General features: G+C 71.4%; 14 protein-coding genes. 10 read left to right on the top strand and 4 right to left on the bottom strand.

The features are described 5' to 3' along the window. Positions 1–173 precede the first annotated feature (173 nt). A complete protein-coding gene (locus O1Q96_RS33175) occupies positions 174–1649 on the top strand; it encodes an AlkA N-terminal domain-containing protein (protein ID WP_269251664.1) in 1476 nt (491 codons plus the stop codon). Between the two features lie 9 nt (positions 1650–1658). Then, the gene (locus tag O1Q96_RS33170; RefSeq protein ID WP_269251663.1) at positions 1659–2150 is read left to right on the top strand and encodes a methylated-DNA--[protein]-cysteine S-methyltransferase; all 492 of its coding nucleotides are present in this window, start codon (positions 1659–1661) and stop codon (positions 2148–2150) included. A gap of 40 nt (positions 2151–2190) precedes the next feature. On the opposite strand, the gene O1Q96_RS33165 is transcribed toward O1Q96_RS33170, so the two are convergent. Next, on the bottom strand, positions 2191–2916 hold the full coding sequence (locus O1Q96_RS33165) for an SIR2 family NAD-dependent protein deacylase (protein WP_269251662.1): 726 nt from the start codon (positions 2914–2916) through the stop codon (positions 2191–2193). Between the two features lie 305 nt (positions 2917–3221). On the opposite strand from O1Q96_RS33165, the gene O1Q96_RS33160 reads away from it, so the two are divergent. After that, on the top strand, positions 3222–4343 hold the full coding sequence (locus tag O1Q96_RS33160) for a hypothetical protein (protein ID WP_269251661.1): 1122 nt from the start codon (positions 3222–3224) through the stop codon (positions 4341–4343). Positions 4344–4358: 15 nt separating this feature from the next. Here the strand turns inward: O1Q96_RS33160 and O1Q96_RS33155 are convergent, their stop codons facing one another. Further along, a complete protein-coding gene (locus O1Q96_RS33155) occupies positions 4359–4850 on the bottom strand; it encodes an NUDIX domain-containing protein (RefSeq protein WP_269251660.1) in 492 nt (163 codons plus the stop codon). Further along, positions 4837–4983, bottom strand: coding sequence for a hypothetical protein (locus tag O1Q96_RS33150; protein WP_269251659.1), 147 nt, complete (start codon positions 4981–4983; stop codon positions 4837–4839). The genes O1Q96_RS33155 and O1Q96_RS33150 overlap by 14 nt, the downstream gene beginning before the upstream one ends. Positions 4984–5092: 109 nt before the next feature. Here O1Q96_RS33150 and O1Q96_RS33145 point away from each other — a divergent pair, with 109 nt between their 5' ends. Both O1Q96_RS33145 and O1Q96_RS33140 read left to right on the top strand, forming a co-directional pair. Further along, positions 5093–5338, top strand: coding sequence for a hypothetical protein (locus O1Q96_RS33145; RefSeq protein WP_269251658.1), 246 nt, complete (start codon positions 5093–5095; stop codon positions 5336–5338). A gap of 198 nt (positions 5339–5536) precedes the next feature. Continuing rightward, positions 5537–6658, top strand: coding sequence for a glycerate kinase (locus tag O1Q96_RS33140; RefSeq protein WP_269253824.1), 1122 nt, complete (start codon positions 5537–5539; stop codon positions 6656–6658). Positions 6659–6845: 187 nt separating this feature from the next. Here the strand turns inward: O1Q96_RS33140 and O1Q96_RS33135 are convergent, their stop codons facing one another. After that, a complete protein-coding gene (locus O1Q96_RS33135; protein WP_269251657.1) occupies positions 6846–8048 on the bottom strand; it encodes a PucR family transcriptional regulator in 1203 nt (400 codons plus the stop codon). Between the two features lie 214 nt (positions 8049–8262). On the opposite strand from O1Q96_RS33135, the gene O1Q96_RS33130 reads away from it, so the two are divergent. The 5 genes from O1Q96_RS33130 to O1Q96_RS33110 are packed head-to-tail and all read left to right on the top strand — an operon-like array spanning position 8263 to position 13180. After that, positions 8263–9069, top strand: coding sequence for an ABC transporter ATP-binding protein (locus tag O1Q96_RS33130; protein ID WP_269251656.1), 807 nt, complete (start codon positions 8263–8265; stop codon positions 9067–9069). A gap of 8 nt (positions 9070–9077) precedes the next feature. After that, entirely contained in the window at positions 9078–9947 is an 870-nt protein-coding gene (locus tag O1Q96_RS33125; protein ID WP_269251655.1) for an ABC transporter ATP-binding protein, read from the top strand. Further along, positions 9944–10834, top strand: a complete 891-nt coding sequence (locus O1Q96_RS33120; protein WP_269251654.1) for a branched-chain amino acid ABC transporter permease — start codon at positions 9944–9946, stop codon at positions 10832–10834. Before O1Q96_RS33125 ends, O1Q96_RS33120 begins: the two co-directional genes overlap by 4 nt. Further along, positions 10827–11912: a branched-chain amino acid ABC transporter permease gene (locus tag O1Q96_RS33115; protein ID WP_419586987.1), complete on the top strand. Its 1086-nt coding sequence runs from the start codon at positions 10827–10829 to the stop codon at positions 11910–11912. Before O1Q96_RS33120 ends, O1Q96_RS33115 begins: the two co-directional genes overlap by 8 nt. After that, entirely contained in the window at positions 11909–13180 is a 1272-nt protein-coding gene (locus tag O1Q96_RS33110; RefSeq protein WP_269251653.1) for an ABC transporter substrate-binding protein, read from the top strand. The genes O1Q96_RS33115 and O1Q96_RS33110 overlap by 4 nt, the downstream gene beginning before the upstream one ends. Positions 13181–13268: the final 88 nt, after the last annotated feature.

Raw genomic sequence — 13268 nt, 5'->3', positions numbered from 1 at the left:
GTCGGTGAGTCGGTGAGTCGGTGGCGACGGGGCGGGCGGGGCGCCTCGTCAGCCTCCGCGGCGACCTCCGGCAGGCGGGGCGGCGGGGGCGGGGCGGCCACCGCAGGTAGATGTCGGATTCTCGCCAGCCATCGCCGTGACCATGGCCGATGCTGGGACACATGCAGAACGGGATGCACACCGATACAGAGGGCTGCGTGCGCGCCGTCCGGTCGAAGGACGCCCGCTTCGACGGCTGGTTCTTCACGGCGGTCCTGACCACGCGGATCTACTGCCGGCCCAGCTGTCCTGTGGTGCCGCCGAAGCCGGAGAACATGACGTTCTACCCGAGCGCCGCCGCCTGCCAGCAGGCCGGGTTCCGGGCGTGCAAGCGCTGCCGCCCCGACACCAGCCCCGGCTCGCCCGAGTGGAACCAGCGGGCCGACCTGGTGGCCCGCGCGATGCGGCTGATCGGCGACGGGATCGTGGACCGCGAGGGCGTGCCGGGGCTCGCCACACGCCTCGGCTACAGCACCCGGCAGGTCGAACGCCAGCTCCTCGCCGAACTGGGCGCCGGGCCACTCGCCCTCGCCCGCGCCCAGCGCGCCCAGACCGCACGCCTGCTCATCGAGACGACACCGCTCCCGATGGCCGAGATCGCCTTCGCGGCGGGCTTCTCCTCGATCCGCACCTTCAACGACACGGTCCGCGAGGTCTTCGCCCTCGCCCCGAGCGAACTGCGCACCAGAACCCTCAGGAACCGCGCCGGCTCCACGCCCACACCGGGCGTGCTGGCCCTCCGCCTCCCTTTCCGGGCCCCGCTCAACCCCGACAACCTCTTCGGCCACCTCGCCGCCACCGCCGTACCCGGAGTCGAGGAGTGGCGCGACGGCGCGTACCGGCGCACGATGCGTCTGCCGTACGGCCACGGTGTCGTCGCGCTCACTCCGGAGCCCGATCACATCGGCTGCCGGCTCACCCTCAGCGACCTGCGCGATCTGGCCGTCGCCATCAGCCGCTGCCGCCGCATGCTCGACCTGGACGCCGACCCGGTCGCGGTCGACGGCCAACTGCGTACGGACCCGGTGCTCAAGCCCCTCGTCGACAAGGCGCCGGGCCGCCGAGTGCCCCGTACGGTCGACGAGGCCGAGTTCGCCGTACGGGCCGTGCTGGGCCAGCAGGTGTCCACGGCCGCGGCCCGTACCCACGCGGCACGTCTGGTCGCGGCCCACGGCGAAGCGGTCGAGGATCCCGAGGGCGGTCTCACGCACCTCTTCCCGTCCGCGGAGTCACTGGCCGCACTCGACCCCGAGGCCCTCGCCATGCCGGCCAGCCGCCGCGGCACGCTGACCACACTCGTGGGCCAACTCGCCGACGGCACCCTCAACCTGGGTGTCGAGGGCGACTGGGCGCAGACGAGGGCCCGGCTGCTCGCCCTGCCCGGGTTCGGACCCTGGACCGTGGAGATCATCGCCATGCGTGCCCTCGGCGACCCCGACGCCTTCCTGCCCACGGACCTCGGAGTCAGGCGCGCCGCACAGGAGTTGGACCTGCCGTCCACTCCCGCCGCGCTGACGGCACGCGCCACGGACTGGCGGCCCTGGCGCGCGTACGCCGTCCAGTACCTGTGGGCGACGGACAACCACCCGATCAACTTCCTTCCCGCTTAAGGACGTTCAGTGAAGCAGCACACCGTCATCGACAGTCCGTACGGCCCGCTCACACTGGTCGCCACCGACGGCGTCCTCTCCGGGCTCTACATGACAGACCAACGCCACCGTCCGCCGGAGGAGACCTTCGGCCGACCGGACGACACACCCTTCGCCGAGGTGGCCGAGGAGCTGCGGGCCTACTTCGGGGGAGAGTTGAAGGACTTCTCCGTGCGACTCAGGCTGGACGGCACCCCATTCCAGCGCTCGGTCTGGGAACAGCTCCGGAAGATCCCGTACGGCGAGACCCGCTCGTACGGTCAACTCGCGGACGCCCTGGGCAATCCGAAGGCGTCACGCGCGGTGGGCCTCGCCAACGGCAAGAACCCGCTCGGGATCATCGTGCCCTGCCATCGCGTGGTGGGCGCGGACGGCAGCCTGACGGGATACGGCGGCGGCCTGCAGCGCAAACAGCGTCTGCTGGACTTCGAACGGGGAGCGGAGGACACCGCCCTCTTCTGACACCGGCGTGACACCGGCACAGGCTCGGACCCCGCGCCGCTCAGCCGGCCAGGCCCCGCAGCAGCTCAGGCAGGGCGGTGCCGATCGGCTCCCGGATCACCTCGTCCGCCCGGTCGTCGTACGGGGTCGGCTCGGCGTTGACGATGACGAGCCGGGCCCCGTGCTCGGCGGCCACACCGGCGAGCCCGGCGGCGGGCTGCACCTGGAGAGTGGTACCGACCGCGACGAACACCTGGCACGCCTTGGTGATCGCGAGCGCCTCGCCCAGCACGACCGGGTCGAGCCGCTCGCCGAACATCACCGTCGCCGACTTGAGAATCCCCCCGCACGTCAGGCACGGCGGATCCGCCTCCCCGGCCTCGACCCGGGCGAGGGCGTCCTCCATCGGCCCGCGCGCGTGGCACTTCGTACACACCACACCGCGTGCGCTGCCGTGCAGTTCCAGCACCTTGCGGGCGGGCATTCCGGCGAGCTGGTGCAGTCCGTCGACGTTCTGCGTGATGACCCGCACCGGCACCCCGGCCTGCTCCAGCTCGGCCACCGCCCGATGCGCGGCGTTCGGTTCCGCCTGGAGAGTCCGGTTCTTTCGCCGCATCTGCCAGGACCGGCGCCGGATCTGCGGATCACCCATGTAGTACTCGTACGTCACGAGTTTCTGGGCTTCCGGATCCCGCCGCCACACACCGTTCGGACCGCGATAGTCGGGAATTCCGGAATCGGTGGAAATACCTGCGCCACTGAGGACGGCGACGAGAGGCCTGCTCATGTCCCGAGCGTAGAACGCCGGCCCGCGCGAGGGCGAACCGGTTTCCGTCGTACCCCGCTGGGAATTGCGCATTCGACGCCTCTGCGCCCGCTGTCCTCGGACACCCGAACACGCCGGGCGACGAAGCCCTCCGGGTTGCGAACGTGTCACCGGAGCGGACACTGGAAAGCAGGGGAGAACCGAGGACGGAGTCGGGGACTGGACGGGGAGACAATTCCCGACGTTCTCGATGCCGCTCAATGCCGCTCAGGGCCCGAATCCCGGACACACGTGTGTGAAGGAGCAGGTCGGCGGAGGACCGAACCATGGCGGAAAGACTTGAAGCATCCTTCCCGGACGAAGACGGAGACGTCGCGGGACGGAACAGATCCTCATGGCATCAACGCGCCTCCGCCTATGTCGCGGAACTCCAGGCGGAGTTGGACATCATCGAAGTCCGCTGCGAACTGTCGGACGACAAGAAGAGGCTGCTGAAGAAGACGAACGTGCAGCTCGAAGCCGCTCGTCAGGCCCTCAACAGCAGGGACACACCCTTCTCGTCCATCTCCGGTTCCGCGGTGGACCGGACCTGGGCCAACATCCACCGGGCCGAAGTGAGTGTCCTGAAGCTCGCCGTCGACAACGACCTCACCTGGTGGGGGACCGAGGTCCTCGCGAGAACCAAGCAGCACCTGGGCGCGGAGGACCCCCTGCGGAGCGAGCTGGAGGCGCAGGTCGCCGGTTCCAAGGGCCAAAGGCTCAACGCCCAGTTCAGGGATCTGGCCGTCAGGGCGCTGCGTGCGGCGAACGACGCTCAGGACCTGGAAAGGTCGAGGCTGCGAAGCTTCCGCAACATACTCCTGACATCGTTTCTCCTGACGAGCCTGATCGCGGCCCTCCTTGTGGTGTGGGGATACGTCGAGCCATCGGCCATAGCGGCCAAGCTGTGCTTCGAGGCGCAGCCGTCGCCCCCGCCTCCGGCCGCGCTGTCCAAGCAGTTCTGTCCCATCGGCAGTGTCCCGGGGGGCGGCGATGTCCTCATCGTGGAGTTCTTCGGCCTGTGCGGAGCGGCCCTGGCGGGAGCCCTGTCGCTGCGGCACATGCAGGGCACCGCCACGCCGTTCATGGTGCCCATCTGCCTGTTGTTGCTGCGGCTGCCCATCGGCGCCCTGGCAGCCGTGTTCGGCATGCTGATCATCAAGGGTGATTTCGTGCCGGGACTGTCGAATTTGGACAGCGACGCGCAAATACTCGCCTGGGCACTCGTGTTCGGTGTCGCGCAGGAGTCGGTGACCCGCCTCGTCGATCAGCAGGGCGCGAAGGTTCTGGACAGCGTCAGGGGACCGTCACGCGGCATCGACGACGAGGACGAGCCGGAGTACAGGCCGCAGGCGCCGCCGTCGACGAACGGTGCCAGGAGGCGCGTCCGGCACCGCGTCCTGCGCTGAGCACCGCCCCTCTCGTCAGTCGGTTCGCCGGCCGTTCTCCAGCTCGGCCGTCCCCGCGTTCTCCACGAGCACGTCCAGCGCGGCGAGCACGCGGCGGCCCAGGGCGCCCACCACGTACTGGCCGAGCTCCTCGAGGGGGACCAGCCGCCAGGACAGCAGCTCCGACTCCTGCAGGCGGATCGACTTGAACTGCTCCTCCGTCAGCACCCCGCCGTCGTACAGGTATGCCACGACGGGAGGCCGCGCGGCGCCGGGCACCCAGTCCACCGCGAGCAGCCGTCCGACCGGGAGGTCCAGGCCGATCTCCTCCAGAGTCTCCCGGCGGGCCCCCTGCCTCGGGGTCTCGCCGGCGTCCGACTCGACGGTTCCGCCCGGCAGCGCCCAGCCCTCGCGGTAGTTGGGCTCGACAAGCAGCACACGGCCCTCGGTGTCACGGAAGAGCGCAGCGGCACCGACAAGCACACGAGGGAGACCCGCGATGTACGTGGCGTAGTCAGGAGTCGTCATCGGGCCAGCCTAGCGAGACCAACCGCACGGTCCGCTCGGCCAGGAACAGGCCGAGGATCGCGGAGTCCACGTCGGCGTCGCGGCAAATACCGAGAACGCGGTCCGCAAGATCGTCAACGCCCGCAGCCGTCATACACCCGGTGTACCGAATTCCTGCCGGTCCCGCCCGCTTTACGTACATCCGGCCCCGCACCACATGAGAAGGTCGTCGGGTTTTATTCGTATTGCGGATTTGGAGTCCCATGAAGTCGTCGAGTCGTACGAGGGTCCTGGCGGTCGGTGCCGCCGCAGTCGTCGCGGTCCTGTCCGCCACCGGTGCGGCCCAGGCCGCGCCCGCGGAGCCCGTGGTCACCACCGGGGACGTCGGTGTGCGGACGGGGGACCTCGATCTCCTGGAGGACGTGCTGGAGCACATCAGCGTGCCGTTCGGGGGTAGCGGCACACTGACGCACCAGCTCTACGACTCGCGCGGGACCGACGCCGGCTGACCGGCGACCGCGGTCCGACTGTCCCGCGACCGCTGTCGGGCCGCTGTCCGGCACCTGAGAACCGCCCTGGGCAGCGGCCCCCTCCTGCGGTTAGGGTCGCAGCGGCGCGACTGCCTTGACGTGTGCAAGGCCCGATAAGCAAGGGGAACACAGGTGGCGGACGCTGCAGTGAATCGGACCCGGAACCAGACCCAGCGGGTGCTCATCGCCGCGGACAAGTTCAAGGGCTCGCTCACGGCCGTGCAGGTGGCCGAGCGGGTGACGGCAGGACTGCACCGGGTCGCACCGCTGGTCGAGGTCGAGGCGCTGCCGGTGGCCGACGGCGGCGACGGCACGGTCGCCGCCGCGGTCGCCGCCGGCTTCGAGCGCCGTGAGGTACGGGTCGCCGGGCCCCTCGGCGACGAGGTCACCGCCGCCTTCGCGCTGCGCGACGGGACCGCGGTCGTGGAGATGGCCGAGGCCAGCGGACTGCAGCGGCTGCCCGCCGGGGTCCTCGCGCCGCTCACCTCGTCCACGTACGGGTCCGGGGAACTGCTGCGGGCCGCGCTCGACGCCGGGGCGCGGACGATCGTGTTCGGCGTCGGCGGCAGCGCGAGCACCGACGGCGGAGCAGGGATGCTGACCGCGCTCGGGGCGCGCTTCCTCGACGAGGACGGCGAGCCGGTGCCGCCCGGCGGCGGCTCCCTCGGGGACCTCGCCACGGCGGACCTGACCGGCCTCGACCCCCGGCTCTCCTCCGTCGACGTCGTCCTCGCCAGTGACGTGGACAATCCGCTGACCGGGCCGAAGGGCGCGCCGGCGGTGTACGGACCACAGAAGGGTGCCTCTCCCGACGACGTGGCGGTGCTCGACGCGGCGCTCGCCCACTTCGCCGCCGTCCTGGAGAAGACGATCGGGGGCAGGGCGGCGGAGTACGCCGCTGCGCCCGGTGCGGGCGCCGCCGGCGGCATCGGGTACGGGGCTCTCGTGGGGCTCGGCGCGAGCTTCCGGCCCGGCATCGACGTCATGCTCGACGTGCTGGGCTTCGCGTCCGCGCTGGAACGGGCGACGCTGGTCATCACCGGTGAGGGCTCGCTGGACGAGCAGACCCTGCACGGGAAGGCCCCCGCCGGGGTCGCCGCCGCCGCGCGTGCCGCCGGGAAGGAGGTCATCGCCGTCTGCGGGCGGCTGGCCCTTCCTCCGGAGGCCCTCGGAAGGGCCGGGATCCGGCGGGTCTATCCGCTCACGGACGTCGAGCCGGACGTGAACCGGTGCATCGCCGAGGCGGGCCCGATCCTCGAGGAACTCGCGGAGCGCATCGCCCAGGACTTCCTCACCTGACAGGCCTTTTCCCGCCTCCGCCGCCCCTGCCCGACCCGTCTCGGGGGACGGCCCCCGAACCCCCGCTCCTGATCTTTCAGTCCGTCCGGCGTCCGAGGACGAGCGCACCGGCGCGATACGGGGGTCTGGGGGGCGCAGCCCCAGACGGGACGGGAATGGGTAGGGGGCGGCGGGGGCGAAAAACCCCTCACCCACCCCCCGGCGTCCCCGCCAACCGGTACGCGTCCAGCGCCAGCGTCATCTCGATCAGGTCCCGCGGCCGCGCCAGCGACCGCGAGGTCAGCTGTTCCAACCGCCGCAGCCGGTTGAACACCGTGTTCCGATGACAGTAGAGGCGCCCCGCGGCCCGCCCCGCGGACCCCTCGCAGCACAGCCACATGTCGAGCGTCTCCAGCAGGACGGCCCGGTCCGCCGGTTCGAGGTCCAGCAGCGACCCGAACACGTCCGACACGAGCCGCCCGGCCAGCTCGGGCTGGCTGACGACGAGCGCCGTCGGCATCCGCTGGTCGAGCCGCACGACGGCGCTCGCGTCGGGCGGACATGTACGCAGCGCCAGCTCCGCCAGCCGCCGGGCCCGCCCCAGCTCGGCGAGGCCGGGGACGACGGGACTGATCCCGCCGGGACCGGAACAGCGCCCGTCGAGCGCCCGCGCGACCCCGTCGAGGCCCTGACCGGCCGCGAGAGCCACCACCCCGACCTCGCAGTCCGCGCGCATCCGCCAGACGAACCGCAGCCCCTCACCCTCCACCGGCCGCCGGAAGGGCTCCCGCCGCTCGGACCGCAGCACGACCACGGCGTACGGCCCCCGCTCGGGAAGATCGAGCCCGGCGGCGGCCCGCGCCGCGAGCCCGGGCGCCTCCTGCCCTTCGAGGAGCGCGTCGAGCAGCGCCTGAAGCCGCTCGTCGGTACGCCGCCGGAGCTCCATCTCGGTGGCCCGGTACGCCTCCGTCGCCACCGTGGCCTGCGCGTCCACGGCGGACCACACCATGGTCGCCGACCGCATCAGCGCCCCCAGCCGCTCCGGTTCCCGCCCGGCCGCCCCCTCCATCAGGGCGTCCCACACCAGATACCCCGCGGCACGGTAGGCGTGCACCAGCAGCTCCAACGGCAGCCCCTGCTGGGCCCGCCGCCGCCCCGCGTCCTCCGCGTACTCCAGATCACGGCGAGGCGAGTCCCGGGGCGCGGAGATCGTCTCGATCCCGATCCGCATCGCCTCCTGCGCCTCCCGCCACTGCTGGTCGTACGGCAGGAACTCCCCGTACACCGGGGAATGCTCGGCAAGTTGTCGCATGTGCTCGTCGACCAGCTCCGGCAGGCGCTCCAGCAGCGCCGCGCAGGACTCGGTGAGCAGCTTCCAGTCATGACCGGTACGCCTTCTGCGGGCTCCCATGGCCGGAGGATGCCACCGGTGGACGGCCGCGCACAGGCCCCTGACACGCGGTGTTGTGCGCGCGCACAACGCGCGCCCGCACCCGCTGGTCACCCGCAGCGATTCGCCCGCGCCCCGTGGACGGACGCCCCCACCGGTGCTGTCGTGAGCGCCACACCGGCCGTGAACACGCCGGGTGCACGGTGATCAACAGCGCGATGACAGGGGGAATGCCATGGGTGGTTCCGGGCTGGCCGTACGGGACCTGTCGGTCGGATACGGTCCCGTACGAGCACTGCGCCAGGTGTCCCTCGAGGTGCCGGAAGGAGCCGTGGTCACGGTTCTCGGCGGCAACGGCGCGGGCAAGTCGACCCTGCTGCGGGCCATCTGCCGGACCCTGTCCTTCCACGGCGGCGCGGTCACCGGCGGCACGGTGAGCCTCGACGGCCGCCGCATCGACGGACTCCCGCCGGACCGCGTGGTCGCCGCCGGGATCTCGCAGATCCCGGAAGGGCGCCGGGTGTTCGCGCGGATGACCGTCGCCGACAACCTGCGTGCCGGGGCGCTCGGCGCCACCGGCGGACGCGCGGACCGGGCCACCGCCCTGCGCCGCGTCCACGAACTGTTCCCCGTCCTCGCCGACCGCGCCCAGCAGCGCGCCGGCCTCCTGTCGGGCGGAGAGCAGCAGATGCTCGCGGTCGGCCGCGCCCTGATGGCCGCCCCGAGGATGCTCCTCCTCGACGAACCCTCGCTCGGGCTCGCCCCGCTGATGGCCGAGCGGATCGCCGAGACGGTCCGGGAGATCAACACCCAGGGCACCTCGATCCTGCTCGTCGAACAGAACGCCGCCCTGGCGCTGCGGCTCGCCTCCCGCGCGTACGTCCTGGAGGTCGGCGAAGTCACCCTGTCGGGGCCGGCGGACGAGCTGGCCGCCTCCGACGAGGTGCGCCGCCGCTACCTGGGCGTGGTCGACGAGGACGCGGCGGCCGACGCCGGGCGGGCACGAGCCTCGCACCCGGCGCTGACCCGATGGAAGGGGTGAGCACCACCATGACGAACGACACGCCGCAGCAGGCGACTTCGCCCGCCTCCGATGCTGATCCCGACGTACCACCGCTCCACGTCAGGGAGTTGACCGTGCGCTTCGCGGGTCTGACCGCCCTGGACTCCGTGGACTTCACGGTGCGTCCCGGCACCGTCCACGCCCTCATCGGCCCCAACGGCGCCGGAAAGTCCACCTGCTTCAACGTGCTGTCCGGCGTCTACCGCGCCACCGCCGGCAGCGTCCGCTTCGGCGAACACGAACTGACCGGCATGCCTCCGCACCGCATCGCCGATCTGGGCGTCGCCCGCATCTTCCAGAACCTCGCCCTGCCACCGCTCGCCACGGTCGAGGACAGCCTTCTGCTGGGCCGCCACCGGCTGACCCGCACCGGCTTCCTCTCCGCAGGCCTGAGGCTCCCCGCAGCGGCCCGTGAGGAGAACCGTCATCGCGAACGCGTCCGTGAGATCGCCGAGTTCGTCGGCATCTCGTCCTATCTCGACCGCCCGGCGGGCTCGCTCCCGTACGGGCAGCAGAAACTCGCCGAACTCGCCCGCGCCCTGTGCATGGAGCCCCGCCTGCTGCTCCTGGACGAGCCGGTGGCGGGCATGACCGCCGACGAGCGGCGGCGAACGGCCGCCGTGATCGCGGGAGTCCGCGACAGCCTCGGCATCTCGATCGTCCTGGTGGAACACGACATGGGGGTGGTGATGCGGCTCGCCGACGCGGTGACCGTACTCGACTTCGGGCGCCGGATCGCGGACGGCGCCCCGGCCGACGTACAGAACGACCCGGCGGTCGTCCGCGCCTACCTGGGGGAGCGCCCCGAGGAACCCGACGGGCCCGGGCACCCCGGGGGAGAGGAGAACGCGTCGTGAGCACCTTCGCCGAACTCCTCCTCAACGGCGTCTCCATGGGGTCGGTCTACGCCCTCATCGCCCTCGGTTTCGTGGTCATCTTCCGGGCCACCGAGGTCGTCAACTTCGCCCACGCGTCCCTGCTGCTGGCGGGCGGGTACGTCACCGCGACCCTCCACGACGACATCGGCTTCTGGCCCGCGCTGCTGGTCGGGATCGCCGGTGCCGCGGTGGTCGGGTCGGCCGTCGAGTTCCTGGTGATGCGCCGCTACCGGGGCTCCGACCACAGCGTCCTCGCCATCGTCACGATCGGTGTGGACATCCTGCTCACCACGGAACTGACCCGCCGGATCGGCACGGACGTCCTGGCGCTCGGCGACCCGTGGGGCGACGCGGTGCTCACCCTCGGCCCCATCTCGCTGGCCCACACGCGCATCGCCGCGTTCGTCGCCGCGGCCCTGCTCATCACGGTCTTCCTGCTCGCGTTCCGGTACACCTCCTGGGGCGTCGCGATGCGGGCCGCCGCCGAGAGCGCGGAGACGGCCGCGCTGATGGGCGTACGGCTCGGCCGGGTGTCCCTCGGCGCCTGGGCCGTGGCGGGCGGACTCGCCGCCGTGGCGGCCCTGTTCCTGACGGTCTTCCCCACACCGGGCCTGGAGAGAGCCACCTCGCTCGCCGCTCTCAAGGCGTTCCCGGCGGCGATCCTCGGCGGCCTCGACTCGACGACCGGAGCGCTCGTCGGCGGACTGCTCGTAGGCATCACGGAATCCCTCGCCACCGGCTACCAGAGCGAACTGACCTTCCTCGGCCGGGGACTGGGCGACCTGGCGCCCTACCTCGTGATGACCGTGATCCTGCTCATCCGGCCCGCCGGGCTGTTCGGCACGAAGGAGCTCGCCCGTGTCTGAAGCCCTCAGCGGACATCTGCGGTTCCCCGTCCGCACGCGCACGTACGTCTGGGCCGCCGGCGCTCTGCTCCTGCTCGCGCTGCCCTTCTACCTGGACCGGTTCTGGCTGCAGGCCGGGCTGTTCGCGATGGCCGCCGCCATCGGCGCGATCGGGATCAACCTGCTCACCGGCTCCACCGGCCAGCTCTCCATGGGCCACGCCTTCTTCCTCGCGGTCGGGGCATACGGCTACTGCGTGTTCGCCGCGGAGGGCGGCGACGGGCTGACCGGTCTCGGCCTGCCGACCTGGCTCGCGGCGGTCCTCGCCGTCCTGGTCTCGGGTCTGGCGGGCGGCCTCTTCAGCCCCATCGCGGGACGCCTGCGCGGCGCCTACCTGGGCATCGCCACGCTCGCGCTGATCTTCATCGGCCAGCACGTGCTGTTCAACGCCCGCGACCTCACCGGCGGCTTCAACGGGCGGGACGTACCGCCCCTGAGTCTGTTCGGGCTCACCTTCGACGACAGCGAACTCCTCGTCGCCTCCGTCCCGTTCGGCTCTGCGGAGAAGCTCTGGTACGCGGGGCTCGTACTGCTCCTCGGCTGCGGGCTGTTCGCCCGCGGGGTGCTGCGCGGCCGCCCCGGACGTGCCATGAACGCGATCCGCGACCACCGGATCGCGGCCGGTGTCATCGGCGTGCCCGTGGCCCGCTACCGAGCCGCCGTCTTCGTCCTGTCCTCGATGTACGCGGGCCTCGCGGGCGTCCTGCTCGCCCTGGTCTTCCAGCGGACGGTGCCGGACTACTTCGGCATCACGCTGTCGCTCGAATACCTCGCCATGATCGTCATCGGTGGGCTCGGCTCGGTCTCGGGGGCGGTGGTCGGGGCGGTGTTCGTGTCCCTGCTCCCGCAACTGCTGACCCGCTACAGCGATGCGCTGCCCCTGGTCTCCGCTCCCGGTACGGGCGGGATCGCACCGGGCGAGGCATCCCGGTACCTCTACGGAGCCGCCATCGTCGCGGTGGTGCTCTTCCTGCCCGGCGGCCTGGTCAGGGTGGCCGCCGGACGACGCTTCAGGACCGAACAAGGGGAGGAACGATGAGTACGACCCACACGGCCAAGGTGGCCGCCGGAGCACTCGCAGCGCTGCTGGTGCTGGCCGGGTGCAGCTCCAAGGCCAAGAACGACGACGAGAACGGCAAGGGCGACACCGCCGCGGGAGGGGTGAAGACCGGCCAGGGCATCTCCGGCAAGACCATCTCGCTGGGCGTCCTCACCGACATGACGGGGGTCTACGCGACCCTCGGCAAGAGCGTCACCCAGGCCCAGCAGCTCTATGTGAAGCAGCTGAACGCCGACGGGGGCGTGTGCGGCTACAAGGTCGAGCTCAGCATCCGCGACCACGGCTACGACCCGCAGAAGGCCGTCTCCGGGTACACGGAGCTGGCGCCGAAGGTGCTCGGGTTCGCCCAGTTCATCGGCTCCCCGTTCGTCGCCGCGGTCAAGCAGCGCATCGACGGACAGGACAAGGGCCTGGTCCTGCCGCAGGCATGGTCGTCGTCTCTGCTCGGCAGCCCCTACATCCGGGTCATCGGGTCCACGTACGACATCGAGACGATCAACGCCATCGACTTCCTGATGAAGGAGAAGGGCCTCAAGAAGGGCGACAAGATCGGGCACGTCTACTTCGAGGGCGACTACGGCGAGAGCGCCCTGGCCGGCTCCAAGCACATCGCGAAGGAAGCCGGGCTGACCGTCGTCGAGCAGAAGATCAAGCCGACCGACAACGACATGACCGCGCAGGTCGCCGCCCTGAAGAAGGCCGGCGTCAAGGCCGTCGTGATCAGCGCGGGCCCGCGCCAGGCCGCCTCCCTGGTCGGCGTCGCCGCGGCCGGTGGCTTCGACGTCCCGATCATCGGCAACAACTCGGCCTTCGCGCCGCAGCTCCTGGCCACCCAGGCGGGTCCGGCGCTGATGAAGAACTACTACGTGGCCTCGCCGTCGCTCCCGATCGGCGCGGACACCCCGGAGGCCGAGAAGCTGGTGGCCGACTACAAGAAGGCGTACCCGAAGGACTCCCTGGACAACGGCGTCGTCGCCGGCTGGACGGCCGCCTCCGCGTTCGGCGAGGCCCTGAAGAAGGCCTGCGAGACCAAGGACCTGACCCGTGAGGGCGTGGACAAGGCCCTCCTCACCATCAACGCCCTGGACACGGGCTTCGGTATCCCCCAGGACTTCACCGACCCCAAGTCCCCCTCCTCCAAGCAGAGCGTCATCCTCCAGCCCGACAAGAGCGTCACGGGCGGCATGAAGGTGGTCCAGGAGGCGGAGGCCTCAACGGTGGCGGAGTCGTACACGCCGAGCGAGTAGGAGCCCTGCGGGGTCTCCAGGGGCGCCCCGCCAGGGGCGCGGGGGAACTGCGCGACCAGCCCCCACACACCCGCACTGCGACGCACAG

Origin of the sequence: Streptomyces aurantiacus (assembly GCF_027107535.1) — a bacterium.
In the GTDB taxonomy this organism is placed as follows: domain Bacteria; phylum Actinomycetota; class Actinomycetes; order Streptomycetales; family Streptomycetaceae; genus Streptomyces.
Note: the sequence above shows the minus strand (reverse complement) of the source record. Positions and strands in the feature narration are given on the sequence as shown.